This is a genomic window from Pseudomonas sp. TE21394, from assembly GCF_054057835.1.
The window spans coordinates 5124988-5148056 of record NZ_JBSRZR010000001.1 but is presented as its reverse complement, the minus strand read 5'-3'; the positions used below and the strand labels follow the sequence as shown (position 1 = coordinate 5148056).

At 66.9% G+C, this 23069-nt stretch carries 21 protein-coding genes; 8 read left to right on the top strand and 13 right to left on the bottom strand.

Features of this window, described 5'->3' with window-relative positions:
• Positions 1–16 precede the first annotated feature (16 nt).
• Positions 17–394 carry a response regulator gene (locus ACVWZT_RS23530; RefSeq protein WP_225777371.1) on the top strand — a complete coding sequence of 126 codons (378 nt, stop codon included), beginning with the start codon at positions 17–19 and terminating at the stop codon, positions 392–394.
• 57 nt (positions 395–451) lie between these two features.
• Here ACVWZT_RS23530 and ACVWZT_RS23525 read toward each other — a convergent pair whose 3' ends face one another.
• The 3 genes from ACVWZT_RS23525 to ACVWZT_RS23515 are packed head-to-tail and all read right to left on the bottom strand — an operon-like array spanning position 452 to position 3092.
• Positions 452–1033 carry a TetR/AcrR family transcriptional regulator gene (locus tag ACVWZT_RS23525; protein WP_296231194.1) on the bottom strand — a complete coding sequence of 194 codons (582 nt, stop codon included), beginning with the start codon at positions 1031–1033 and terminating at the stop codon, positions 452–454.
• Between the two features lie 12 nt (positions 1034–1045).
• On the bottom strand, positions 1046–1894 hold the full coding sequence (locus tag ACVWZT_RS23520) for a 3-hydroxybutyryl-CoA dehydrogenase (protein WP_457471717.1): 849 nt from the start codon (positions 1892–1894) through the stop codon (positions 1046–1048).
• Positions 1895–1907: 13 nt separating this feature from the next.
• Positions 1908–3092: an acetyl-CoA C-acyltransferase family protein gene (locus ACVWZT_RS23515; RefSeq protein ID WP_296231192.1), complete on the bottom strand. Its 1185-nt coding sequence runs from the start codon at positions 3090–3092 to the stop codon at positions 1908–1910.
• A 168-nt stretch (positions 3093–3260) separates the two neighbouring features.
• On the opposite strand from ACVWZT_RS23515, the gene ACVWZT_RS23510 reads away from it, so the two are divergent.
• Positions 3261–4271 (top strand): AraC family transcriptional regulator, encoded by a 1011-nt coding sequence (locus ACVWZT_RS23510; protein ID WP_296231191.1) that lies wholly within the window; start codon positions 3261–3263, stop codon positions 4269–4271.
• A gap of 68 nt (positions 4272–4339) precedes the next feature.
• Here ACVWZT_RS23510 and ACVWZT_RS23505 read toward each other — a convergent pair whose 3' ends face one another.
• Positions 4340–4777, bottom strand: coding sequence for a carboxymuconolactone decarboxylase family protein (locus ACVWZT_RS23505; protein WP_457471715.1), 438 nt, complete (start codon positions 4775–4777; stop codon positions 4340–4342).
• Positions 4778–4972: 195 nt separating this feature from the next.
• Between ACVWZT_RS23505 and ACVWZT_RS23500 the strand changes: the two genes are divergently transcribed.
• Positions 4973–5431: a nucleoside deaminase gene (locus ACVWZT_RS23500; RefSeq protein WP_457471714.1), complete on the top strand. Its 459-nt coding sequence runs from the start codon at positions 4973–4975 to the stop codon at positions 5429–5431.
• A complete protein-coding gene (locus tag ACVWZT_RS23495; RefSeq protein ID WP_457471713.1) occupies positions 5428–6624 on the top strand; it encodes a cyanate transporter in 1197 nt (398 codons plus the stop codon). The genes ACVWZT_RS23500 and ACVWZT_RS23495 overlap by 4 nt, the downstream gene beginning before the upstream one ends.
• Here ACVWZT_RS23495 and pdxR read toward each other — a convergent pair.
• The 7 genes from pdxR to glcD all read right to left on the bottom strand — a co-directional run bounded on the left by pdxR (position 6617) and on the right by glcD (position 15070).
• Positions 6617–8050 (bottom strand): MocR-like pyridoxine biosynthesis transcription factor PdxR, encoded by a 1434-nt coding sequence (pdxR, locus tag ACVWZT_RS23490; RefSeq protein ID WP_296231186.1) that lies wholly within the window; start codon positions 8048–8050, stop codon positions 6617–6619. The genes ACVWZT_RS23495 and pdxR overlap by 8 nt on opposite strands.
• An 85-nt stretch (positions 8051–8135) precedes the next feature.
• Positions 8136–8474 (bottom strand): hypothetical protein, encoded by a 339-nt coding sequence (locus ACVWZT_RS23485; RefSeq protein ID WP_296231184.1) that lies wholly within the window; start codon positions 8472–8474, stop codon positions 8136–8138.
• Between the two features lie 190 nt (positions 8475–8664).
• Positions 8665–10836, bottom strand: coding sequence for a malate synthase G (locus ACVWZT_RS23480; RefSeq protein WP_457471711.1), 2172 nt, complete (start codon positions 10834–10836; stop codon positions 8665–8667).
• Positions 10837–10882: 46 nt separating this feature from the next.
• On the bottom strand, positions 10883–11281 hold the full coding sequence (locus tag ACVWZT_RS23475) for a heme-binding protein (protein WP_457471710.1): 399 nt from the start codon (positions 11279–11281) through the stop codon (positions 10883–10885).
• Positions 11274–12509 (bottom strand): glycolate oxidase subunit GlcF, encoded by a 1236-nt coding sequence (gene glcF, locus ACVWZT_RS23470; RefSeq protein WP_457471709.1) that lies wholly within the window; start codon positions 12507–12509, stop codon positions 11274–11276. Before glcF ends, ACVWZT_RS23475 begins: the two co-directional genes overlap by 8 nt.
• 9 nt (positions 12510–12518) lie before the next feature.
• Positions 12519–13571, bottom strand: coding sequence for a glycolate oxidase subunit GlcE (gene glcE, locus ACVWZT_RS23465; protein ID WP_457471707.1), 1053 nt, complete (start codon positions 13569–13571; stop codon positions 12519–12521).
• Positions 13571–15070 (bottom strand): glycolate oxidase subunit GlcD, encoded by a 1500-nt coding sequence (gene glcD, locus ACVWZT_RS23460; RefSeq protein ID WP_457471706.1) that lies wholly within the window; start codon positions 15068–15070, stop codon positions 13571–13573. The genes glcE and glcD overlap by 1 nt, the downstream gene beginning before the upstream one ends.
• A 196-nt stretch (positions 15071–15266) precedes the next feature.
• Between glcD and glcC the strand changes: the two genes are divergently transcribed.
• Entirely contained in the window at positions 15267–16031 is a 765-nt protein-coding gene (gene glcC, locus ACVWZT_RS23455) for a transcriptional regulator GlcC (protein ID WP_296231174.1), read from the top strand.
• Between the two features lie 92 nt (positions 16032–16123).
• Here glcC and ACVWZT_RS23450 read toward each other — a convergent pair whose 3' ends face one another.
• Both ACVWZT_RS23450 and mrdA read right to left on the bottom strand, forming a co-directional pair.
• Entirely contained in the window at positions 16124–16441 is a 318-nt protein-coding gene (locus tag ACVWZT_RS23450) for a DUF2388 domain-containing protein (RefSeq protein ID WP_296231172.1), read from the bottom strand.
• Positions 16442–16682: 241 nt separating this feature from the next.
• A complete protein-coding gene (gene mrdA / locus ACVWZT_RS23445; protein ID WP_457471704.1) occupies positions 16683–18578 on the bottom strand; it encodes a penicillin-binding protein 2 in 1896 nt (631 codons plus the stop codon).
• A gap of 291 nt (positions 18579–18869) precedes the next feature.
• Here mrdA and ACVWZT_RS23440 point away from each other — a divergent pair, with 291 nt between their 5' ends.
• The 3 genes from ACVWZT_RS23440 to ACVWZT_RS23430 are packed head-to-tail and all read left to right on the top strand — an operon-like array spanning position 18870 to position 23039.
• Entirely contained in the window at positions 18870–19538 is a 669-nt protein-coding gene (locus ACVWZT_RS23440; RefSeq protein ID WP_457471702.1) for an ABC transporter ATP-binding protein, read from the top strand.
• Positions 19535–21994 carry an ABC transporter permease gene (locus tag ACVWZT_RS23435; protein ID WP_457471701.1) on the top strand — a complete coding sequence of 820 codons (2460 nt, stop codon included), beginning with the start codon at positions 19535–19537 and terminating at the stop codon, positions 21992–21994. Before ACVWZT_RS23440 ends, ACVWZT_RS23435 begins: the two co-directional genes overlap by 4 nt.
• Positions 21984–23039 carry a lipocalin-like domain-containing protein gene (locus ACVWZT_RS23430; protein ID WP_457471699.1) on the top strand — a complete coding sequence of 352 codons (1056 nt, stop codon included), beginning with the start codon at positions 21984–21986 and terminating at the stop codon, positions 23037–23039. Before ACVWZT_RS23435 ends, ACVWZT_RS23430 begins: the two co-directional genes overlap by 11 nt.
• Positions 23040–23069: the final 30 nt, after the last annotated feature.

Here is a 23069-nt window from a genome sequence, read left to right as displayed (position 1 = left end):
ATTTCAAGGCGTTGACATGAGTGAAGATGCACAAGATGTGGTGCTGGTCGTCGAGGATGAACCGGCGATTCGCATGATCCTGCAGGATTACCTGGCAGGCGAGGGCTACCACGTGCTGGTGGCCGAAGATGGCGAGCAGGCGTTCGCGATCCTGGCCAGCAAACCGCACCTGGACCTGATGGTGACGGACTACCGCCTGCCCGGTGGGATATCCGGGGTGGAGATTGCCGAACCGGCGGTCAAGTTGCGGCCGGACCTGAAGGTGATTTTCATCAGCGGCTACCCGGCCGAGATTCTTGAATCCGGCAGCCCGATCACGCGCAAGGCGCCGATCCTGGCCAAACCGTTCGACCTGGATACCTTGCACGAGCAGATCCAGAGCCTGCTGCGGTAAAGCTGATGGCCCTGTTACCGGCAAGCCAGCGCGCACAGGTAACAGGGCCAGTACAGGTCAGCGCAGGGTCCGCTCCAGCCCGCCCACCAGCATGCTTTCCATCAAGCCCAGCCCTTGTTCCTCAGGCAACGCCTTCAACAGCCCCGGCAACTGGTTCAGCAGTGTCGCCAGCACATGCGCGGTAGCCACCAGCGCTTCCCCCTGCAGCTTTGCCTGCGGTGCGATCAACCGCAGCAACCCCGCCTCATAGCGCTTGCGCAACAAGGCCAGGCGCGCCTGCTGGTCGTCGCTCAGGCAACACAGGTCGCGCTCCGCCAGGCGAAACTGCAACGGTCGTTCGGCATGCAACTGCCAGTGTGCTGCAATCAGGCAGCTCAACGCCGACGCCCCACGGGCCATGGCCCGGCGGCCTTGATCCAGGGTCGCCTGCAACTCCTCGTACAACTCCTCGATCAGGTCGTACAACAAGTCCTGCTTGCTGGGAAAGTGGTGGTACAGCGAGCCGGCAGTCAGGCCCACATGAGCCGCCAGCTCGCGCATGCTGACCTGGCCAAAGCCCTTTTCGGCAAACAGCGCCATGGCCCGCTCGCGTCGCTCCTCGAAATTGGCACAGCGCATCGCGGCATTGACCGGGGGCATGGCGTGCGCTCCTCAGTAGGTGAAGAAACCGCGGCCGCTCTTGCGTCCCAGCCAACCGGCCGCGACCATTTCCTTGAGCAGCGGGGCAGGGCGGTACTTGCTGTCGTTGAAGCCTTCATGGAAGGCTTCCATGATCGCCAGCAGCGTGTCCAGGCCGATCAGGTCGGCCAGGGCCAGCGGGCCGATCGGCTGGTTGCAGCCCAGGCGCATGCCTGTGTCGATGTCCTCGGCGCTGGCCAGGCCTTCCTGACGCACGAAGATCGCTTCGTTGATCATCGGCACCAGGATGCGGTTGACCACGAAGCCCGGGCGGTTGCCGGCGGTGATCGGGGTCTTGCCGACCTTCTCGGTCACCACCAGCGCCTGGGCATAGGTGCTGTCGCTGGTCTGCAGGCCGCGGATGATCTCGACCAGTGCCATCATCGGCACCGGGTTGAAGAAATGCACGCCGATGAAACGCTCGGGGTGCTCGATGCTGGCGGCCAGTTGGGTGACTGACAGCGACGAGGTGTTGGTGGCGATGATGCAATCGGCGGCGACGTTGGCCGCCACTTGCTGCAGGATGCGCTGCTTGAGCTGCAGGTTTTCGCTGGCCGCCTCGATCACCAGTTGCGTACCGCTGAGCTGGGTGTAGTCGGTGCTGGTGCGGATACGCGTTTTCGCCGTCGCAGCCTTGTCCGCATCGAGGGTGCCTTTGCTGACCTGGCGCTCGAGGTTCTTGCTCAGGGTGGCCACGCCGCGCTCCAACGCCGCGTCGGAAACATCCACCAGCAACACTTGGTAGCCGGCTACCGCGCACACCTGGGCAATGCCGTTGCCCATGGTGCCGGCGCCAATCACGGCGATCTGTTCAATGCTCATGTATCAGCCTCCTTCAGACGCGTTCGAAGACCACGGCAATGCCTTGGCCACCGCCGATGCACATGGTGGCCAGGGCGTAGCGTCCCTGGATGCGCTGCAGCTCATGGATGGCCTTGGTGGCGATGATCGCGCCAGTGGCGCCGACCGGGTGGCCGAGGGAAATACCCGAGCCGTTGGGGTTGACCTTTTCCGGGTCGAAGCCCAGCTCGCGGGCCACGGCGCAGGCTTGGGCGGCAAACGCTTCGTTGGACTCGATCACGTCCAGGTCCTGCACCTTCAGGCCGGTCTTCTCGAGTACCTTGCGGGTGGCCGGGATCGGGCCCAGGCCCATCAGTTCCGGTTCGACGCCGGCATGGGCGTAGCCGACCAGGCGTGCCAGCGGCTTGAGGCCCAGGCGGCGCACCGCGTCAGCCGTGGCCAGCACCAGGCCGCCAGCGCCGTCGTTGATGCCGCTGGCGTTGCCGGCAGTGACGGTACCGTCTTTCTTGAATACCGGCTTCATCCCGGCCAGTTGTTCGGCGGTCACTTCGCCGCGGACGTGCTCATCGACACTGAACTGCACGCTGCCCTTGCGGGTTTTCAGCTCCAGCGGGACGATCTGGCTGGCGAAACGGCCCTCGGCGATGGCGCGGGCGGCACGCCGCTGGCTGGTCAGGGCCAGTTCGTCCTGCATCTCGCGGGTAATGCCGTGCCTGGCCGAGACATTCTCGGCGGTGATGCCCATGTGGAAGTGCTCGAACGGGTCCTGCAGCACGCCGACAGTGTAGTCGATGCCTTGCAGGTCACCCATGCGCGCACCCCAGCGGGCCTGCGGCAGCAGGTACGGGCCACGGCTCATGGACTCGGCGCCGGCCGCCAGGGCCACGTCGGTGTCGCCGAGCAGCAGGCACTGGGCGGCCGAGACAATGGCCTGCAGGCCGGAGCCGCACAGGCGGTTGACGTTGAAGGCGGGGGTTTCCTTGGGGATGCCGGCGTTCATCGCCGCGACCCGGGCCAGGTAGGCATCGCGTGGCTCGGTGGGGATCACCGTGCCCATCACCAGATGGCCGATCTGCTCGGCATCCACACCCGAACGCTCGATGGCGGCACGGGTGATGGCGCTGGCCAGGTCAGCCAGCGGCAGGTCCTTGAGGGAGCCGCCGAAGCCACCGATGGCTGAACGGACGGCACTGACGACATAGATTTCTGTGCTGCTCATAGGGGCTCCGATTGCGAAGGCATGGCGGGACCGGGCCAGGCTCTGCGAGAATGGCCGGCAATCCCGGAGTGGGACCGAGTCTAGGCAAAGGCTCTGTTGCAGCCTATGCCGGAACTGTTCAAACAACCTGGCACTTTTTGCCACTCAGCATAGACAGCGAAAACCGCCATGCGCGATAGCGATTCGGTCGCCGTGTACTTCCTCAATGCCATGCTCCACGCCCTGCGCGGCTGCCCCGATGAACGCGATGCACAACTGCGCGCGGTGGGCATCGACCCGCAACTGCTCGCGCAGCCCCAGGCCCGCGTGCCGGCCAAGGCCTTTGCCCAGCTGTGGCTGGCGCTGATCCGGCGCCTGGATGACGAATTCTTCCGCCTCGACAGCCATGGCATGCCGCAGGGCAGTTTCGCACTGATCTGCCGGGGCTTGATCCTCGAGCCGAACCTGGAAAAAGCCCTGCGCCAGTGCATGGCCGGTTTCGGCCTGTTCCTGCGTGACTTGCGCGGCAGCCTGACGGTGCGCGGCGGGCGGGCCGTGATCAGCGTGCACTCGGACATTGCCGACCCGCTGACCCGGGTGTATGCCGAGGAAACCTACCTGGTGCTGATGATCGGCATGCTGTGCTGGCTGGCCGGGCGACGGATCGCCATCGACCGCACCGAGCTGGCGATGTCGCGCCCGGCGCAAGAGGACGACCTGTTGTTGTGGGGGCCGGACCTGCGTCTGGGTAGCGGGCGTACCGAAGTGGAGTTCGATAGCGCCTACCTGCGCCTGCCGGTGGTGCAGGATTTGGCGGCCTTGAAAACTTTCCTGCGCAGCGCACCACAGGGGCTGGTGATTCGCTTCCGCAACCAGAACGGGTTGGTGGCCGAGGTGTACCGGCATTTGCGGGCGCGGCGGTATGGGCAATGGCCGACGCTGGCGGCGCTGGCGCAGCAGCAGGGGGTCAGTGCCAGCACCTTCCGCCGCCAGCTGGAGCGGGAAGGTCGCTCCTACCAGCAGATCAAGGACGAGGTGCGCCGGGCAATGGCCTTCGAGCGCCTGCGTGAAGGGGTGCTGAGCATTGCCGAGATCGCCGAGCAGGCGGGGTTCCAGGAGCCCAGTGCGTTCCACCGGGCGTTCAAGAAGTGGACCGGACAGAGTCCCGGCAGCTACCGGGCGCGGTTGGCCGGGCGTTGAGCGGTCACCTGTGCCGGCTTCTTCGCTGGCTTGCCCGCGAAGAGGCTGGCACAGGCTGCGCTCACTGATCAGGCCGGTACCATGGCAAACCCGACGCCAAAGCGGTTCCAGGCATTGATGGTGGCAATCGCCAGGGTCAGGTTGGCCACCTCGGCCGCTTCGAAGTGCTCCAGCAAAGCTTCATACTGTGCCTGCGGCGCACCGTGCTCGGGCAGCCGGGTCAGGCTATCGACCCAGGCCAGCGCAGCACGCTCGCGTGGGCTGAAGTAGGCGGTTTCCTGCCAGACGCACAAGGTCTGCAAGCGCGCTTCGGTCTCACCGGCCTTGCGAGCATCGTTGGCGTGCAGGTTGACGCAGTAGGCGCAGCCGTTGATTTGCGAAGCCCGCAGGCGCACCAGTTCCAGCAGCGATTGCTCCAGGCCGCTCCTGGCCAGGGCCTGTTCCAGGCCGACCATCGCCTGGTAGGCCTCGGGGGTGTGCCTGGCCCATTCGATACGGTTGTGCATGGCTATCTCCAAGGGGGTAGGTGGGATGGCGCTACTGTAGCGCCGGCCGTGCGCCGCCCCGATAGCCAATCGCGCGCATGAGGAGGAGGCCAATCGGCTATTCGGCTGGCCACTGACAGGCATCCAATCTCTTCATTTCTGCCCGGACGTCCGGGCCGGGATAATGACCGGGAGTTGCTACTGGAGAAGCCATTCATGTCCGCAGAACATTTCATGCGCGAAGCCCTCGACCTGGCCCGCGCCAACATCCGCGCCGGTGGCCGGCCCTTCGGCGCCGTGCTGGTGTACCAGGGGCAGGTGCTGGCGCGCGCGGTCAACGAGATCCACAGCACCCAGGACCCTACCGCCCACGCCGAGATGCAGGCCATCCGCAAAGCCAGCCATGCGCTGGGCCAGGCGCGCCTGGCGGGTGCCGAAATCTACGCCAGTGGCCATCCATGCCCGATGTGCCTGGCGGCCATGCACCTGTGTGGTATCGAGCGCGCCTGGTTTGCCTACGACAACACCGAGGGCGAACCCTTCGGCTTGTCCACTGCGGCGGTCTACGCGCAGATGGCCCGCCCGCCGCAACAGCAGAGCCTGCCGCTGCGTGTGCTGAAGCCCAGCGGCGAAGCCGGCCTGTACCTGGAATGGCAGCAGGCCAACAAGCAATGAGAGCGGCCCTGGACCTGTTGCTGGTGATCTTGCTGGCACTGAACCTGAGGCCGATTCTGACCAGTATCGGCCCGTTGCTCGAAGCCATGCGCGCCAGCACCGGCCTGGGCTATCAGCAGGCGGCCTTGCTGACGGCGTTGCCGGTGCTGTGCATGGGCCTGGTGCCGCTGCTGCAGCCGTGGTTGCAGCGCTGGCTCAGCGAACATCGCGGCATGCTCGCGGGCCTGGCGGCGATCGCCCTGGCCTGCCTGTGGCGGCTGCAACTGGACAGTGCCTGGGCGCTGATCGCCAGTGCGCTGCTGGCCGGCCTGGGGGTCGCGCTGGTACAGGGCATGATGCCAGGGTTGGTCAACCGTTGGTTCCCCGGGCGCCTGGCCGCAGCGATGGGCCTGTATTCGGCGGCGCTGATGAGCGGCGGCGGCCTGGCCGCCGTGCTCGGGCCGCACGTCAGTGACTACTTTGGCCACTGGCAGGTCGGCCTGGGCCTGTGGGCCGCCCCTGCGCTGCTGGCACTGCTTGCCTGGGCCATGCTGCGGCCTCGCCGGCACGTACCGATGCAAGCCGGTGCCGCGCGCGGGCACTGGTTCGGGACGCGCCGGGCGTGGTTGCTGGCGCTGTACTTCGGCCTGATCAATGGCGGCTACACCAGCATGGTCGCCTGGTTGCCCGCCTATCACATCGAGCATGGCGGCAGCGCCCAGGGCGGCGCAGACCTGGTTGGCCTGATGACCCTGTTCCAGGTGGCTGGTGCTCTGGGCCTGCCGCTGCTGTTGCGGCGCTGGCCAGACCGCCGCCCCGGCCTGTGGCTGGCGCTGGCGATCCAGCTGGCGGGTTTCCTCGGCCTGCTGTTGGCGCCAACACTGGCACCGGCGCTGTGGGTGGCGTCGATCGGCTTCGGCCTGGGCGCCTGTTTCAGCCAGAGCCTGACGTTGACCCTCGAGCATCTCAAGACCCCGACCGAGGCGGGCAGCCTGGCGGCGTTCGTGCAGGGGATCGGTTTCATCATCACCGGCATCGTGCCGTACATCACTGGCTGGTTGCGTGATGTGAGCGGCGACTTCCAGGCGTCCTGGACGCTGCTGAGCGTGACCGTGCTGGCAATGCTGCTGGTGACTGTCTGCTTCAACCCGCGCGGCTATGCCGCTGCCATCACCCGCCCGCTGCCGGCAGGCAAGACCGCGGTGGTCAACTGAGACGCTGCAAGGTATCGCGCACGCGGTCCAGCGCTGGGTCGATGTCCAGCAGTTCGATGGCGCCAAAGCCCAGCAGCAGCCCGGGGCGCACCGCTGCCTCGCTGAAGAACGGTGCCAGCGAGTAAAGGCCGACCTCCACCTTGCGTGCCAGGTTGGCCAGCAGTTCGATATCCACCCCAGGCTTGGCCAGCGCGCTGAGGTGGAAGCCGGCACTGGCGGGGATGGCGCTGAGCCATGGCGCCAGGTCACCGCCCAGGCGCGCCAGGATGCGTTCGCGGCGGGCGCTATATATGTCATGGCAACGGCGGATGTGTCTGTTCAGGTGGCCTTCGGCCAAAAAGCGCGCCAGCGCCCACTGCAACAGGGTCGGGCTGTGCCAGTCACTGAGGTGCTTGGCCACGCAGGCGGCTTGCAGCACGGCTGGTGGAAGCACGGCATAACCCAGGCGCAGTTCTGGCAGCAGGGTCTTGGAGAACGTTCCCACGTAGGCCACCAGGCCATGGCGGTCGAGGCGCTGCAGCGCATCTGCAGCCGGCCCGTGGTAGCGAAATTCGCAGTCGTAATCGTCTTCGATGATCAACGCCCCCAGCTCGGCGGCCCGCGCCAACAGGGCGTGCCGGCGTTGCTCGCTCATCGGCATGCCCAGCGGGAACTGGTGCGACGGCGTCACATAGATCAGCCGGGTACCGTCGGCGATCTGTTCCACGCACAGGCCTTCGTCGTCCACCGGCACGCACTGCAGGCGCGCACCCAGCGCCAGGAACAGTTGCCGTGCGGGCGGATAGCCGGGGTCCTCCATGGCCACCTGGCAACCCGGCTCGATCAGAACCCGGGCGATCAGGTCCAGTGCCTGCTGGGCGCCGTTGCACACCAACAGGTCGGCGGCACTGCAGTGCACACCCCGGGCGTAGGCGATGTGATGGGCAATGGCCTCGCGCAGCTCGGGCAGGCCCTGGGCCGGAAAGTGCCGTTCGGGGTGGCGCTGGCTGCGGCGCAGGGCGTAGTTCAGGCAACTGCGCCACTGGTCGAACGGGAACTGCGCCTTGTTCGAGGCCCCACCGATGAAGTCATAGCGTGAGGGGGATTCCAGCTGGCGACGGCCGAGCACGGTGGCGCGTTGTTGCCAGCGTTCCAGCGAAGCGGCGCTGGCCAGCGGGATGGTGCTGGACGTACTGCTGCGCAGCGGCTGACGCGGGGCGATGAAGGTACCGCGGCCGACAACTCCGCTCAACAGGTTGTCATAGGTCAGGCGGGAGTAGGCTTCGGCCACGGTCTTGCGTGACACGCCGAGTTGTTCGGCCAGCAGGCGGCTTGGCGGCAGTTGGGTGCCGGCGGCCAGGTGGCCGCTATCGATGCCGGCACGCAATTGCTGGTAGAGCTGGTCGGCCAGGCCTTTGCGGCCGTGCAGGCGAATATGCAGTTCCATGGGCGGGTCCGCAGTGGGAGGTGCGCTCAGGATAGCGGGTAGAAACGGCCTTGTGTTGCGCCAGGGTGGGATGGCATGCGGGTGCTCAGAAGCGGGCTGTACTCACCGTGATATAGCCTTTGTCCGCCAAGGCTATGCGGATCACCGTTTCATCCGCTGGCGCCGCGCGGGTGCGCTTGATGCGCACGCCTTCCACTGCTGCCGCCTTCATATGCTGCGCAATGGCCCGCCCGTGCGCGTCGAAGAACACTTCGCTGGCCAGCAACTCGATACGCTCGATCAGCTGACGGGAGCGTTCATCCGTGGCGCAGAAGAACATCACCCCCGACAGGTGTGGATCTTCATCGGGGTTGCTCATGTCATGGGCCAGCAGTTCGCGCAGGCTGCTGCGCAATTCGGCGGTGGAGCGGGCGTACTGGTGCATGCGGAGCCTCCTCTGGATCGCGACCTTGCGTCATCCAGTGCCGATCATGTTTTCAACGGCCAAGGGCAACAAGTAGGGGGTTTCCGAGCGCCGCGTGGGAAAATTCTGAGCGGGACGATGCCCGCTCAGACTGGCAAGGAGGCGAGGGTGGCAGCGGGCTTTCAGCTGCTCCTGACCAGGGCGGCGCGCTCTAGCGCTGGACCTCCTGTTTGAAGCGCAACCGCCAGCCATGGAGCAATGGCTCGGTGTAGCCGCTTGGCTGCTTGCGCCCTTCGAACACCAGCGCCCGCGCGGCGCGAAAGGCATGTGAGGCGGCGAAATCGGCCGCCATCGGCCGGTACGCCGGGTCGGCGCCATTCTGCTGGTCGACCACGGCGGCCATGCGCTGCAAGGTCGCCTCGACCTGTTCGGCACCCACCACTCCATGGTGCAGCCAGTTGGCAATGTGCTGTGCCGAAATCCGCAAGGTCGCGCGATCTTCCATCAGGCCCACGTCATGGATATCTGGCACCTTGGAACAGCCGACGCCTTGCTCGACCCAGCGCACCACGTAGCCGAGGATGCCCTGGCAGTTGTTGTCGAGCTCGGCCTGGATCTCGTTCGCGGTCCAGGGGCGATCGGGACTGACCGGGACACTGAGCAAGTCATGCAGCAGCTCGGCCCGCTGGGCATCTGGGTCAACCTGTTCCAGCGCTTGCTGCACGGCAGCCACATCCACCTGGTGATAATGCAGCGCATGCAGCGTCGCGGCAGTGGGCGAGGGCACCCAGGCGGTGTTGGCGCCAGCCCTGGGCTGGGCGACTTTCTGTTCGAGCATGGCCGCCATCAGGTCGGGCATGGCCCACATGCCCTTGCCGATCTGCGCCTTGCCGCGCAGGCCGCAGGCCAGCCCGACCAGCACGTTGCTGCGCTCGTAGGCCTGGATCCAGGCGCTGCCCTTCATGTCGCCCTTGCGCAGCATGGCACCGGCTTCCATGGCCGTGTGCATCTCGTCGCCGGTGCGGTCGAGGAAGCCGGTGTTGATGAACACCACGCGTGACGCGGCGTTGGCGATGCAGGCCTTGAGGTTGACGCTGGTTCGCCGCTCCTCGTCCATGATGCCCATCTTCAGCGTATACGCAGGCAGGCCCAGCAGGGCTTCGACGCGGCTGAACAGTTGGTCGGCGAAGGCCACTTCGGCTGGCCCGTGCATCTTCGGTTTGACGATGTACAGGCTGCCCTCGCGGGAATTGCCACGGCGCTTGAGGTCGTGCAGGCCGATCAGGCTGGTGACCACGGCATCGAGGATGCCTTCCGGAATCTCCTGGCCGTCACGGTCGAGAATGGCCGGGTTGGTCATCAGGTGGCCCACGTTGCGGATGAACAGCAGCGAGCGGCCCGGCAGGGTCAATGGCTGGCCGTCCGCGCCTTGGTAGTCGCGGTCTGCCGCCAGGCTGCGAACAAAGGTCTTGCCGCCCTTGCTGACCCGTTCGCTGAGGTCGCCCTTCATCAGGCCGAGCCAGTTGCGGTACACGTTGACCTTGTCGTCGGCATCCACCGCGGCCACGGAGTCTTCGCAATCGATGATGGTGGTGAGCGCCGCCTCCAGGAGAATGTCCTTGACCCCGGCCGGGTCCTGCTGGCCGATCGCGTGGCTGGGGTCGATCTGGATTTCGAAATGCAGCTGGTGATGTTGCAACAGGATCGCGCTCGGCCTGTTCGGCTCACCTTGGTAGCCGCGCCATTGCCCAGGGTGTTCAAGACCGACCTGGCGGCCATCGGCCAAGGTGACTTGCAGCCTGCCCTGGTTGACCGTGTAGGCCCTGGCATCGCCATGTGATGCTCCTTGTAGCGTCGCACTGGCATCGAGGAACTGGCGGCCAAAGGCAATTACCTTGGCGCCGCGTACCGGGTTGTAGCCGTGGCCACGTTCGGCACCCTCGGTTTCGGCGATGGCATCGGTGCCATACAGCGCATCGTACAGCGAGCCCCAGCGGGCGTTGGCGGCATTCAGGGCATAGCGGGCGTTGCTCAGCGGTACCACCAGCTGCGGGCCGGCCTGCACGGCAATTTCGCGGTCGACGTTGCGGGTACCGACCTGCACCCTGGCGGGCGCTTCCACGAGGTAGCCGATGCTGCGCAGGAATTGCTGATAGGCGGCCATGTCATTGATCGGGCCGGGGTGCTGGCGGTGCCAGTGGTCCAGTTCGGCCTGCAGGCGCTCGCGTTCGGCGAGCAGGGTGCGGTTGTGCGGGGCGAGGTCATGAACCAGGGTGCTGAAGCCTTGCCAGAAGGCGCAGGCCTCGATACCGGTGCCGGGCAGCACCTCGTCTTCGATGAAACGCTGCAGGGTGGGGGCGATGTGCAGTGGGTGGTTTGGCATGTCTGTTGGCTCGATAGTCTGTCTGCGGAAAGTGAGTGCACAGGATTCAGAGGGCTGCAGCTGCGGCCATGGCCACCTGGGCATCCTGCCCGGGCTTGACCCCGGAAACGCCAATGGCGCCTACCACCTGGCCCTCCACCCGCAGCGGTACGCCGCCCTCCAGGCAGGTCAGCAGTGGTGCGGTGACGAACGCCGTGCGGCCTGCATTGACCATTTCCTCGTAATCGCGCGTCTCCCTGCGCCCAAGCGCTGCGCTGCGCGCCTTTTCCACGGCGATGTAGGCGCTCGCCGGGGCGCAGCCGTCCAGGCGTTCCAGGGCCAACGGGTGGCCGCCGTCGTCGACCACGGCGATGGTCACGCTCCAGTGTTGCGCCAGGGCTTCCTGGCGGGCGGCGCTCAGCACTCGGGCGACTTCGGCCTGGCCGATAACGGGCTTGCTATGCATGGTGGTTCTCCGGATTCAAGGCTGCTTCGACGATTTCGATCCAGTGCCGCACCGGCGTGCGCCTGGCCCCGTCGAGGTGGGCCTGGCAGCCGATGTTGGCGGTGGCGATGACTTGCGGTTTGCCGCTTTCCAGGGCGTTGAGGCGGTTGTCGCGCAGTTGCCGCGACAGCTCAGGCTGGGTCAGCGAGTAGGTGCCGGCCGAGCCGCAGCACAGGTGGCTGTCGGCGACCGCGGTAAGGGTGAAACCCAGGCGTGTGAGCAAGGCTTCCACGGCACCGCCCAGTTTCAGCGCGTGTTGCAGGGTGCATGGGCAATGGAAGGCCAGGCGCTGTTCGGCGCACAGACCCAGTTGCTCGACCGGCTCGTCGCGCAGTACCTCCACCAGGTCGCGCGACAGCGCGCTGACGCGTGCGGCCTTGGCAGCGTAGTGCGGGTCGTTTTCCAGCAGGTGGCCATAATCGCGCACGAATGCGCCACAGCCGCTGGCGGTTTGCACGATGGCCTCGGCGCCGGCCTCGATGGCGGGCCACCAGGCGTCGATATTGCGCCGCGCGCGTTGCAGGCCTTGTGCCTGGGCATCGAGGTGGTAGTCCACCGCGCCACAGCAACCGGCTTGGTGGATCGGCTCCACGCTGATGCCCAGGCGGTCCAGCAGGCGTGCGGCGGCAGCATTGGTGTTGGGCGACAGGGCCGGTTGCACGCAGCCTTCCAGCAGCAGGACCCGCCGCGCATGACGGGCTACCGGACGCACGCCGGGGGCGGCAGCGCGAGCCGGCAGCTTGTGCCTGAGGGTGGCCGGCAGCAGTGGGCGCAGCGCCTGGCCGCTGCGGGTCAGGGTCTTGAACAGCGCCGGGCGCGGCACCACCGCACGCAGGCCGTGGCGCAGCAGGCGCTGGCCGAGTGGGCGTGGTACCTGCTGGTCGACCACGGCGCGGCCGATATCCAGCAAGTCGTGGTACTTCACCCCGGAAGGGCAGGTGGTTTCGCAATTGCGGCAGCTCAGGCAGCGGTCCAGATGTGTCTGGGTACTGGCGCTCACGGGCTCGCCTTCGAGCACCTGCTTGATCAGGTAGATACGCCCGCGTGGGCCGTCCAGCTCATCGCCCAGCAACTGGTAGGTGGGGCAGGTGGCGGTGCAGAAACCACAATGCACACAGGAGCGCAGGATGCTTTCGGCTTCGTCGGCGCGGGCCAGGCGCCGGGCGCTTTCGCTAAGGTTGGTTTGCATGGTCTGGGCTCACAGGTCCGGGTACAGGCGGCCAGGGTTGAAGATGCCCTGGGGGTCGAGTTGCTGCTTGAGGGCGCGGTGGTAATGCAGCAGCGCGGTGGGCAGCGGTGGGCTGCTGGTAACGCCTGGGACGTAACAGGTGGCATGGCCACCGGCCCTGGCCACCCGTTCGCGGATGTCCTGTGCTGCTGCGGTGGACTTCAGCCAGCGCTGGGCGCCACCCCAATCAAGCAGTTGCCGGCCGGGCAACTCCAGTTCGCCGGTGGCCAGCGGCACCGACAGGCGCCATAGCGGTGCAGGGTCGGCAAAGAACGCCAGGCGCTGCTCGCGCAGGTCGCTCCAGAAGCGGCTGTCGAGCGCTTCGCCGCCCAGGCGCTGGCGCGCTGACTGGACCGAGCCTTCACCGCCTTCCAGGCGCAGGTACAGCGCGTCGCCGTCATGGCAGGCGGCACTGATCGGCAGCGGTTGCTGGCCCCATTCGGCGAGTTCCAGCAGCGCTTCGTGGCGGCTCATCGGCAGGCGCAGGCTCAGGCACTGGCGCGGACGCGGCAGCACTTTCAGCGACACTTCGGTCAGCAGTCCCAGGCAACCGAAGCTGCCCGCCATCAGCCGTGACACGTCGTAACCGGCGACGTTCTTCATCACCTCGCCACCGAAGCGCAGCAACTTGCCATGGCCGGTTATCAGCCGTGTCCCCAGCACGTAGTCACGCACCGACCCGGCCCACGGCCGCCGTGGCCCTGACAGCCCGGCTGCGACCATGCCCCCCACGGTGGCCTCGGGGCCCAGGTGTGGCGGCTCGCAGGGCAGCATCTGGCCGGCTTCGTGCAGCACCGCCTCGATTTCGTGCAGCGGCGTGCCGGCCCGGGCGGTGAGCACCAGCTCGGTCGGGTCGTAGCTGACGATGCCGCGGTGGCTGCGGGTGTCCAGCACGTCGCCGGCCACCGGGTTGCCGAGCATGGCCTTGCTGTTGCCCCCCTGGATACGCAGCGCCGTAGCCTGGTTCAATGCCTGGCTGACCTGCTCCAGCAGGGCCTGGCTCATATCACGGTCCATGCTCATCAGAAGCGCTCCAGCTCGGGGAAGGGCAGTTGTCCATGGTGCACGTGCATCGCGCCGAATTCGGCGCAGCGGTGCAGGGTGGGGATGTTCTTGCCGGGGTTGAGCAGGCCCTTCGGGTCGAAGGCGGCCTTGACCGCATGGAACAGGGTGATTTCGTCGGCGCTGAACTGCGCGCACATCTGGTTGATCTTCTCGCGCCCGACACCATGCTCGCCGGTGATGCTGCCGCCGACGGCCACGCACAGCTCGAGGATCTTGCCGCCGATGGCCTCGGCGCGCTGCAGTTCACCGGGCAGGTTGGCATCGAACAGGATCAGCGGATGCATGTTGCCGTCGCCGGCGTGGAACACGTTGGCCACGCGCAGGCCATACTCGCGGGACAGGTCGCTGATGCCCTTGAGCACCCGCGGCAGCTCGCGGCGCGGGATGGTGCCGTCCATGCAGTAGTAGTCCGGGGAAATGCGCCCCACTGCCGGGAAGGCGTTCTTGCGCCCGGCCCAGAAGCGCACACGTTCGGCCTCGTCACTGGCCAGCCGCACCTCGCGCGCCCCGGCCCGGGCCAGCACGGCGGCGACCCTGTCGCAATCATCGTGCACGTCGGCTTCGACCCCATCCAGCTCGCACAGCAGGATGGCTGCCGCGTCCACCGGGTAGCCGGCGTGGATGAAGTCCTCGGCGGCACGGATCGCCAGGTTGTCCATCATTTCCAGGCCACCGGGGATGATCCCGGCGGCGATGATCTCGGCCACGGCCCGGCCGGCATCCTCGACGCGCTCGAAACTGGCCAGCAGCACCCGCGCCACCTGGGGTTTGGGCAGTAGCTTGACGGTGACTTCGGTGACGATGCCGAGCATGCCTTCGGAGCCGGTGAACAGTGCCAGCAGGTCGAAACCGGGGCTGTCCAGGGCATCGCTGCCCAAGGTCAGGCGTTCGCCTTCGACCGTCAGGATCTCGACCTTCAACAGGTTGTGCACGGTCAGGCCGTACTTCAGGCAGTGCACGCCACCGGCGTTTTCGGCAACGTTGCCGCCGATGGAACAGGCAATTTGCGAGGACGGGTCTGGTGCATAGTACAGGCCGTGCGGTGCCGCGGCCTGGGAGATGGCCAGGTTGCGCACGCCGGGCTGCACCCGGGCGAAGCGGCCCTGCGGGTTGACCTCGAGGATGCGGTTGAAGCGCGCCATCACCAGCAGGATGCCCTTGGCCAGCGGCAAGGCGCCGCCCGACAGGCCGGTACCGGCGCCGCGCGCGACCACCGGGACGCCGCGCTGGTGGCAGAGCCTGAGCAATGCCTGCACCTGCTCCAGGCGCTCGGGCAGCACTACCAGCAGCGGCACCGTGCGGTAGGCGGAAAGGCCATCGCATTCGTAGGGTTTGAGGTCTTCCTCGCGGTGCAGTACCTCGAGGTCCGGCAGGGCATCGCGCAGCGCCTGCAGCAGGGCCGCCTGGTCCACGGCGGGCAGTGCGCCATCGACGCGTTCGTCGTACAGGATGTTCATGGGCTCACTCGGCAACGGTTATTGTCGTTGTTGGCACATCGCTCACCCTTTGCAGCCTGCGCGTCACAGCGGTTGGGGTCGAGTAGCCGGGAAGCTGGTCCTACCAGTTTTTGCCAGACGCGCTGGTTATTGGCGGTATCACTCGGCTAGATTGAGGTCGGCAGGCAAAGTGGTCCTACCAGCAGGAGGGTGCGCAATGGCTACTGAAGGCAAGGTCAAGGTCGCCGACCAGGTGGCCGAACGGGTCGAACGGCTGATTGTCGAGGGTGTGCTGAAGGTCGGCCAGGCCCTGCCGTCGGAGCGGCGCCTGGTGGAAAAGCTCGGGTGCTCGCGTTCGGCGCTGCGGGAAGGCCTGCGCATCCTGCGTGGGCGCGGCATCATCGATACCGAGCAGGGCCGTGGTTCGTTTGTCGCCGACCTGACCGGGCGGGCCGGGGGCACACCGTTGATGCACCTGTTCAGCTCGCAGCCACGTACGCTGTTCGACCTGCTGGAAGTGCGCGCGCTGCTGGAGGCCGAATCGGCGCGCCTGGCCGCCTTGCGTGCCACCGATATCGACCGCCTGCTGATTCGCCGGCGCTATGACGAGATGCTTGCCGCGCATGCCGGCCACGAGGCGCTTGATGCCCGTGAGCATGCCCGCCGCGACCATGCCTTCCACCGCGCGATCAGCGAGGCGTCGCACAACCCGGTGCTGGTACTGACCTTGCAATCGCTCAACGACCTGACCTTGAGCACGGTGTTCGCGTCGGTCAACAACCTGTATTGCCGCCCGGCGCAGAAGCGCCAGATCGACCGTCAGCATGCACGGTTGTATCACGCCGTCATGGAGCAGTTGCCCGAGCAGGCGCAGAGGGCGGCACGGGAGCACATCAACGGCATCCGCGACAGCTTGCGCGAAATCGAGCAGGAGGAGCAGCGCCTGGTGCGGGCGACCATGCGCATGGATGGTTGGGGGTGAACCTCACCGGTGCCGGCCCTTGCGCGGCTGAACCCGTCCAGCAACGGCCTTGGTGGCCTTGTGGAGGCGGGTTCAGCAGCGGACGGCCCGGGTCAGTGATTGCCTACGGTATCGTCCTGCGACAGGATGGCCTGGGCCAGTTCTTCATCACTGGCCTGCAGGCCAGGATGTTCCTTGCGCGCTTGCTCCAGTGCCGCCTCCACGTAGGCGCCACGGATTGCACCGCCGCTGGCGACGTAAGCGGAAAGCTCGTCGCGCGCCGGGATGATCCGTTTGTCGTCCTTGAAGGTCGAGTAGAGCGAAGCGGAAACACCGGCAGAGGTGGCGACGTCGCCCGCGTCGACGTCAGCCAGGGCAGCACCGGCAGGCAGCAGGAGCAGCAAGGCAGGGGCGAGGAGTAGGTGGCGCATGGCATGTTCTCCAGTAACGTGAAGCACAGGGAAATAAACCACTCAGTGTTTAAGAACGCACGGAGGTGCCCGGAGTTCCATGGGTGTTCCACGGTAGGCTGCGCTCAGCCGGCCAAATGCATGCATGGACTGTGGCGAGCCCGGCGTGCTCTGCTCGGGCTTGCCAGGATCAAGGCACTGCCAAGCTGGAGCGCCCGTCCGCGCTGATGCCTCGCACGGCAGGCTGTTCGGCGGTGCGCCCCTAGCTGTGTGGCGCAGCATGCGCGGCTGCGCCCCCGGCATATTCAGGCTTCAGATGCCCCTGGTCGTCCAGCAGATAGGCATCCATCACCTCGCGTACCACCGGGCCCGCCACCCGTCCGCCGGCTTCCCCGTTCTCGATCATCACCGCTACCACCACGCTCGGGTGCTCGGCGGGCGCAAAGCCGACGAACAGGGCGTTGTCGCGGTGCCGCTCCTGGGTCTTGTCGCGGTTGTAGCGCTCGCCTTGCCTGATCGCCACCACCTGCGCGGTGCCGCTCTTGCCGGCAATCCGGTACTGCGCGCCAGCCGCGGCGGCACGGGCGATCCCCCGCGGGTCGTGCATGACCATCTGCATGCCCTGGCTGACCTGGTCCCAGGCATGCTTGTCATGCAGCACGATGTCGGGCATTGGGTGGGGATCGACCGGGGCCACGCCGCCCACGCTCCTCGCCAGGTGCGGGCGGTGCCAGACGCCCTTGCTCGCCAGCAGGCTGGTGGCCTGGGCCAGTTGCAGCGGGGTGACCTGCATGTAGCCCTGGCCGATGCCAAGGATCAGCGTCTCGCCCGGGAACCAGGCCTGGCGCCGCGTGGCACGTTTCCACTCGGCCGATGGCATCAACCCCGAGGCTTCCTCGAACATGTCCAGCGACACCTTCTGGCCCAGGCCGAACTCGGCCAGGTAGTCGTGCAGGCGGTCGATGCCGAGCTTGTGGGCCAGGTCGTAGAAGTAGGTGTCGTTGGAGCGCATGATGGCGGTGTACATGTCCACCCAGCCATCGCCGCTACGGTTCCAGTTGCGGTACTTGTGGTCATAGTTGGGCAGTTCGTAGTAGCCCGGGTCGAAGACCCGGCTGCCCGGGGTGATCACGCCGCTGTCGAGGCCGGCGATTGCGACCTCCGGCTTGACCGTCGAGCCCGGTGCGTAAAGGCCGCGCAGCACACGGTTGAACAGGGGCCGGTCGATGGAGTCGCGCAGCGCGGCGTACTGCTGGAAGCTGATGCCCTTGACGAACAGGTTGGGGTCGAAGCTGGGGTTGCTGACCATGGCCAGCACATCGCCGTTGGCCGGGTCGAGCACCACCACCGAGCCACGGCGGTCGCCCAGCGCTTTTTCCGCTGCCAGTTGCAAGTGCGCGTCGAGGGTCAGGACGATATCCTGGCCGGGGGTCGGGTCCTTGTGGTTGAGCACCCGCATCACCCGACCCTGGGCGTTGGTCTCGACCTCCTCATAACCCACGTGGCCGTGCAGCTGGCTTTCGTAGAAATGTTCGATGCCGGTCTTGCCGATCGACTGGGTGCCACGGTATTCGGTGTTGTCGAGGGCCTTGGCCTCTTTTTCGTTGATCCGCCCCACGTAGCCCACCGAATGGGCGAAGTGCTCGGCCAGCGGGTATTCGCGGATGAACTGCGGTTCGACCTCCAGGCCTGGCAGACGGAACTGGTTCACTGCGACCAGGGCGATCTGCTCTTCGCTCAGGCCGACCATCAAGGTGACCGGCTCGAACGGCTTGCGGCCCCGGCGCAGGTCCTTGTCGAACTGCTTGCGCTCGTCTTCGCCCAGGCCCAGGACCTGGGTCAGGGTGTCGAGCACCTTGGCCGTGTCGCCGCCGGCCCGTTCGCGGGTCATGGTCAGGTCGAAGCTGGGCTTGTTGGCGGCCAGGACCACGCCGTTGCGGTCATAGATCAGGCCACGCTCGGGGGCGATGGGCAGCACGTGAACGCGGTTGTTTTCCGACACGGCGCTCTGCTGGTCATGTTGCACCACCTGCAGCACATAGAGCCTACCCACCAGGACGGCGCACAGGCTGAAGACCAGGGCGGCGCAGGCCAGAAGCCGGCGGTTGACCAGGTGCTTTTCCTTTTCGTGGTCCTTGAGAGGGATGGGTTGCGGCATCGGCGGTTTCGTCTGCGGGTGGCGTGGCTGGGTAAGACGTGGGCCTGTACACGCCGGGCCTGTGGGTGCGGGGGCGGTGATGCTACGCAAGGTGCCAGGCCCTCTCAAGGCGAAGGCCGCGTGCAGCAACCGGGCGACGGTCGCTACGCCCATGATCATGCGGCCCGCCGGCAAGATGAAGATTTGTTCATCACCGGGTCGGCGGGCTGCAAACTGCCGATGGAACGATACACGCGCATCGCGCCGAACCTGCTATTCCTAAAGGACACCTGAACCGACCAAGGCCCATCGATGCTGGTCATCGAACAACTGTACAAATCGTTCCCCACCCCACAAGGCCTGCAGCCGGTATTGCAGGGCGTCGACCTGCACCTGGCACGCGGCAGCAGCCTGGCGCTGATGGGTGAATCAGGCAGTGGCAAAAGCACCTTGCTGCACCTGGTGGCCGGCCTCGATCGCGCCGACAGCGGCCGTATCCTGATCGACGGCGCCGCCCTCGACAGCCGTTGCGAAGCGTCGCTGGCGCTATGGCGGCGCGAGGCGGTTGGCCTGGTGTTCCAGCAGTACAACCTGATCAGCAGCCTGGACGTGGCGGCCAACCTTGCCTTCCAGGCGCGCCTGGCTGCGCGGCATGACCCGCATTGGGTCGCGTATCTGGCACAACGCCTGGGCCTGACGGGTTTGCTTGCGCGCTACCCCGAACAGCTGTCCGGCGGCCAGCAGCAACGGGTTGCCATCGGCCGTGCGCTGGCCGGGCGCCCGTCCTGGCTGCTGGCCGACGAGCCTACCGGCAGCCTCGATGAAGCCAGCAGCGACGAAGTGCTGAGTTTGCTGCTGCAACTGGTCGCCGAGGCCGGCAGCGGTGTGCTGATGGTGACCCACAGCCCGCGCCTGGCGGCGCGCTTGCAGCAGCGTTGCTACTTGCAGGTCGGCCGCGTGCGCGCCGAACCGGGTCGATGAGACTGCTGTCGCTGGCCCTGTGGGCACTGCTCAGCCATTGGCGGCGCCACCGTGCGCAGTGCTTCAGCATCCTCACCGGCCTGTGGCTGGCCACGGCTTTGTGGACCGGTGTGCAGGCGCTTAACAGCCAGGCGCGCAGCGACTATGCCCGTGCCAGCGCGGTATTGGCGGCGCCGCTGCAGGCGCAGCTGGTGCCGCGCCATGGCGAACGCTTCGACCAGGCACTGTACGTGCAACTGCGCAGGCTGGGCTGGGCGCTGAGCCCGGTACTGGAAGGCCGCCTGCGTCTGCCGGGCGAGCCGGCGCGCAGCGTGCGGTTGATCGGCATAGAGCCATTGAGCCTGCCGCCGGCCAGCAGCATTGCCGGCGTACAGCCACAGGCATTCGACTTGCAGGCGTTCATCGGCCTGCCTGGGCAAGCCTGGGTCGGACCAGACCTGCTGCGTCAACTGAACATAGCCCCCGGGGAAGCGATACGCGACAGCGAAGGGCAACTACTGCCACCGGTGGTGCTGCAGCCTGCACTGGCCCCAGGGGTGATGGTGGTCGATATCGGCCACGCGCAAGCGCTGCTGCACGCGCCTGGCCAGTTGTCGCGCCTGCTGGCCACCGCGCCGGGGCCGCTGCCGGGGCAAGTCGCTGCCGAGCTTGAATGGCAACCCCGGCAGGATGACGGCGGCCTGCAGCGGCTGACCGACAGTTTCCACCTCAACCTGACAGCACTGGGCCTGCTGGCGTTCGTCGTCGGCCTGTTCATCGCCCATGCCGCGATCGGCCTGGCGCTGGAACAGCGGCGCGGGCTGATACGCAACCTGCGTGCTTGCGGCATCAGCCTGAAGGTCCTGTTATGGGCGCTGGTGCTGGAACTGGGCCTGTTCGCCGTGCTGGGCGGTGTCGCCGGGGTGGCCAGTGGGTACGCGCTGGCGGCGTGGCTGCTGCCTGATGTGGCCGCCAGCCTGCGCGGCCTGTATGGCGCCCAGGTGGCCGGTACGCTGAGCCTGCCGGCGTGGTGGTGGTTGGCGGGGGTGCTGGTTGGCGTGGTGGGGGCATTGCTGGCCGGGGTCGGCAGCGTATTGCGCGCTGCACGGTTACCGTTGCTGGCGCTGGCACAACCCCAGGCCTGGCGCCTGGCGCAGGGGCCGTGGCTGCAGCGTCAGGCTGTGCTGGCGGGCCTGCTGCTGGTGTTGGCCCTGGGCTGTGGCCTGCTGGGTAACAGCCTGCCCAGCGCGTTCGGCCTGCTGGCGGGGCTACTGCTGGCGGCTGCGCTGCTGCTGCCAGCCTTGCTTGACAGCGCGCTGGCCTGGCTGGCGCGCCGTTGCCGGCGACCATTGGCGCAATGGTTCGTCGCCGATAGCCGTCAGCAACTGCCCGCCTTGGGGCTCGCGCTGATGGCCCTGTTGCTGGCGCTGGCCGCCACTGTCGGGGTAGGCAGCATGACCGAAGGCTTTCGCAAGACCTTTGTCGGCTGGCTTGACCAGCGCCTGTCGGCCGAGCTGTACATCACCCCACGGGATACCGCCCAAGGCCTGCAGATTGCCGAGTGGCTCAAGCAGCAACCCGTGCCCGGCACGCTACTGCCTGTCTGGCGCGTGGAAACGCAGCTGCAAGGTTGGCCAGTGCAGCTTCAGGGCATCGTCGACCATCCCGTCTATCGAACACGCTGGCCATTGCTGGAGCAACAGCCGGGCGCCTGGGAGCGACTGGCCAGTGGGCAAGCCGTGATGCTCAGCGAACAACTGGCCAGGCGTCTGCGCCTGCACCTGGGGGACAGCCTGAGGCTGCCGGCAGACAGCCCGCGTGTGCTGACAGTCGTAGGAGTCTATGCCGATTATGGCAACCCCAAGGGCCACGTACTGGTCGGCGCCGACGCTTTACGCGAGCACTGGCCGCAGGCAAGCCTGACGGGCTTGAGCGTCGATCTGGCCGCAGACCAGGTGCCATCGCTCATGGCCGCACTGCAGCAGCGCTTTACCCTCGACGACAGCCGGGTGGTCGAGCAGGCCCGACTGAAACGCTGGTCGACCGAGGTGTTCAACCGTACCTTTGCCGCCACCGCCGCGCTCAACAGCCTGACCCTTGGCGTGGCCGGGGTGGCGCTGTTCATCAACCTGCTGACCCTGGGCCAGACCCGCCTGGGCCAGTTGGCGCCCTTGTGGGCACTGGGGGTGCGGCGTGCGCAACTGGCCTGGCTGAGCCTCGGGCAGACGCTGCTGCTGAGCAGCCTCACCGTGCTGCTGGCCATCCCGTTGGGTATCCTGTTGGCCTGGTGCCTGGTCGCGGTGCTGAACGTGCAGGCATTCGGCTGGCGCCTGCCGCTTTACGTGTTTCCTGCACAGCTATTGCAGTTGGCCCTGCTGGCGTTGCTGAGCAGCCTGTTGGCCAGCGCCTGGCCCTTGTGGCAACTGGCGCGCCGCCAGCCACGCGAACTGTTGAGGCAGTTCACCGATGAAGCGTAGCGTGTGGCTGTTGCTGTTCGGCGTGCTGGGCGGCTGCGACCAGCCGGCGGAACAAAGCTATGCCGGGCTCGGCCAGCAGGCTGGCACATTCAGCCAGGTAACCCGCGAGCATCGGCTGGAATTTCCACGTGACCACGGGGCGCACGATGGCTTTCGCATCGAATGGTGGTACGTCACCGCCAACCTGCAGGATGCCCGCCAGCGCGACTGGGGCGTGCAATGGACGCTATTCCGCTCGGCCCTGCGCCCAGGCCCGGACACTGCCGGCTGGAACAGCCCGAACCTGTGGCTGGGGCACGCGGCGTTGACCGGCCCGGACGGCCACCAGTCGGGTGAAACCCTGGCACGCGGGGGGATAGGCCAAGCTGGCATCCAGGCCCGGCCGTTCCGGGCGTGGATCAATGACTGGTTGCTGCAGGGCAGCGCTGGCATGGAGAACCTGCAGATGCTGGCCTCCGCCGAGGGCTTTCGCTACGACTTGCAACTGCACAGCGATGGGCCCCTGGTGTTGCATGGCGAGCAGGGCTACAGCGAGAAATCCGGCAAAGGGCAGGCTTCGTATTACTACAGCCAGCCGTATTACCGCGTGCGTGGGTATGTGCAGCGTGGCGGCCAGTGCATTGCTGTCACCGGCCAGGCCTGGCTGGACCGGGAGTGGAGCAGCCAGCCCTTGGCCCCCGGGCAGACCGGTTGGGACTGGTTTTCGCTGCACCTGGACAACGGCGCCAAGCTGATGTTGTTCCAGGTGCGCCAGGCCCAGGGCGAGGCGTATCGCGCCGGGACCTGGGTTGGCCCGCAAGGTGAAGTGGTGGCGCTGGCGGGGGCGCAGATCCAGTTGCAGGCGCAGGCTTGGACGCGGCAGAAAAATGGCAAGCGCGTGCCGACGCGGTGGCGGGTGCAGGTGCCGGGGCATGGGCTGGATGTGCAGGCAGAGGCGCTGGAGCCGCAGGCGTGGATGGACACGCGGTTCCCGTATTGGGAAGGGCCGGTGCGGTTGACCGGCAGTGCGGGGGGGCGCGGGTATCTGGAGATGACCGGCTACTGAGGCTTCGCCGCAGCGCTACTGCAACCCTGC

Bases quoted from the DNA above. Each gene is read 5' to 3' on its own strand.
- ACVWZT_RS23510 (WP_296231191.1), top strand. From the start codon at position 3,261: ATGCGCGATAGCGATTCGGTCGCCGTGTACTTCCTCAATGCCATGCTC.
- glcE (WP_457471707.1), bottom strand. From the start codon at position 13,571: ATGAGCATGGACCGTGATATGAGCCAGGCCCTGCTGGAGCAGGTCAGC.
- ACVWZT_RS23440 (WP_457471702.1), top strand. From the start codon at position 18,870: ATGCTGGTCATCGAACAACTGTACAAATCGTTCCCCACCCCACAAGGC.
- ACVWZT_RS23475 (WP_457471710.1), bottom strand. From the start codon at position 11,281: ATGCATAGCAAGCCCGTTATCGGCCAGGCCGAAGTCGCCCGAGTGCTG.
- ACVWZT_RS23485 (WP_296231184.1), bottom strand. From the start codon at position 8,474: ATGCACCAGTACGCCCGCTCCACCGCCGAATTGCGCAGCAGCCTGCGC.
- glcC (WP_296231174.1), top strand. From the start codon at position 15,267: ATGGCTACTGAAGGCAAGGTCAAGGTCGCCGACCAGGTGGCCGAACGG.
- glcD (WP_457471706.1), bottom strand. From the start codon at position 15,070: ATGAACATCCTGTACGACGAACGCGTCGATGGCGCACTGCCCGCCGTG.
- ACVWZT_RS23530 (WP_225777371.1), top strand. From the start codon at position 17: ATGAGTGAAGATGCACAAGATGTGGTGCTGGTCGTCGAGGATGAACCG.
- ACVWZT_RS23515 (WP_296231192.1), bottom strand. From the start codon at position 3,092: ATGAGCAGCACAGAAATCTATGTCGTCAGTGCCGTCCGTTCAGCCATC.
- ACVWZT_RS23495 (WP_457471713.1), top strand. From the start codon at position 5,428: ATGAGAGCGGCCCTGGACCTGTTGCTGGTGATCTTGCTGGCACTGAAC.
- mrdA (WP_457471704.1), bottom strand. From the start codon at position 18,578: ATGCCGCAACCCATCCCTCTCAAGGACCACGAAAAGGAAAAGCACCTG.
- ACVWZT_RS23430 (WP_457471699.1), top strand. From the start codon at position 21,984: ATGAAGCGTAGCGTGTGGCTGTTGCTGTTCGGCGTGCTGGGCGGCTGC.
- ACVWZT_RS23500 (WP_457471714.1), top strand. From the start codon at position 4,973: ATGTCCGCAGAACATTTCATGCGCGAAGCCCTCGACCTGGCCCGCGCC.
- ACVWZT_RS23520 (WP_457471717.1), bottom strand. From the start codon at position 1,894: ATGAGCATTGAACAGATCGCCGTGATTGGCGCCGGCACCATGGGCAAC.
- ACVWZT_RS23480 (WP_457471711.1), bottom strand. From the start codon at position 10,836: ATGCCAAACCACCCACTGCACATCGCCCCCACCCTGCAGCGTTTCATC.
- glcF (WP_457471709.1), bottom strand. From the start codon at position 12,509: ATGCAAACCAACCTTAGCGAAAGCGCCCGGCGCCTGGCCCGCGCCGAC.
- ACVWZT_RS23505 (WP_457471715.1), bottom strand. From the start codon at position 4,777: ATGCACAACCGTATCGAATGGGCCAGGCACACCCCCGAGGCCTACCAG.
- ACVWZT_RS23450 (WP_296231172.1), bottom strand. From the start codon at position 16,441: ATGCGCCACCTACTCCTCGCCCCTGCCTTGCTGCTCCTGCTGCCTGCC.
- ACVWZT_RS23435 (WP_457471701.1), top strand. From the start codon at position 19,535: ATGAGACTGCTGTCGCTGGCCCTGTGGGCACTGCTCAGCCATTGGCGG.
- pdxR (WP_296231186.1), bottom strand. From the start codon at position 8,050: ATGGAACTGCATATTCGCCTGCACGGCCGCAAAGGCCTGGCCGACCAG.
- ACVWZT_RS23525 (WP_296231194.1), bottom strand. From the start codon at position 1,033: ATGCCCCCGGTCAATGCCGCGATGCGCTGTGCCAATTTCGAGGAGCGA.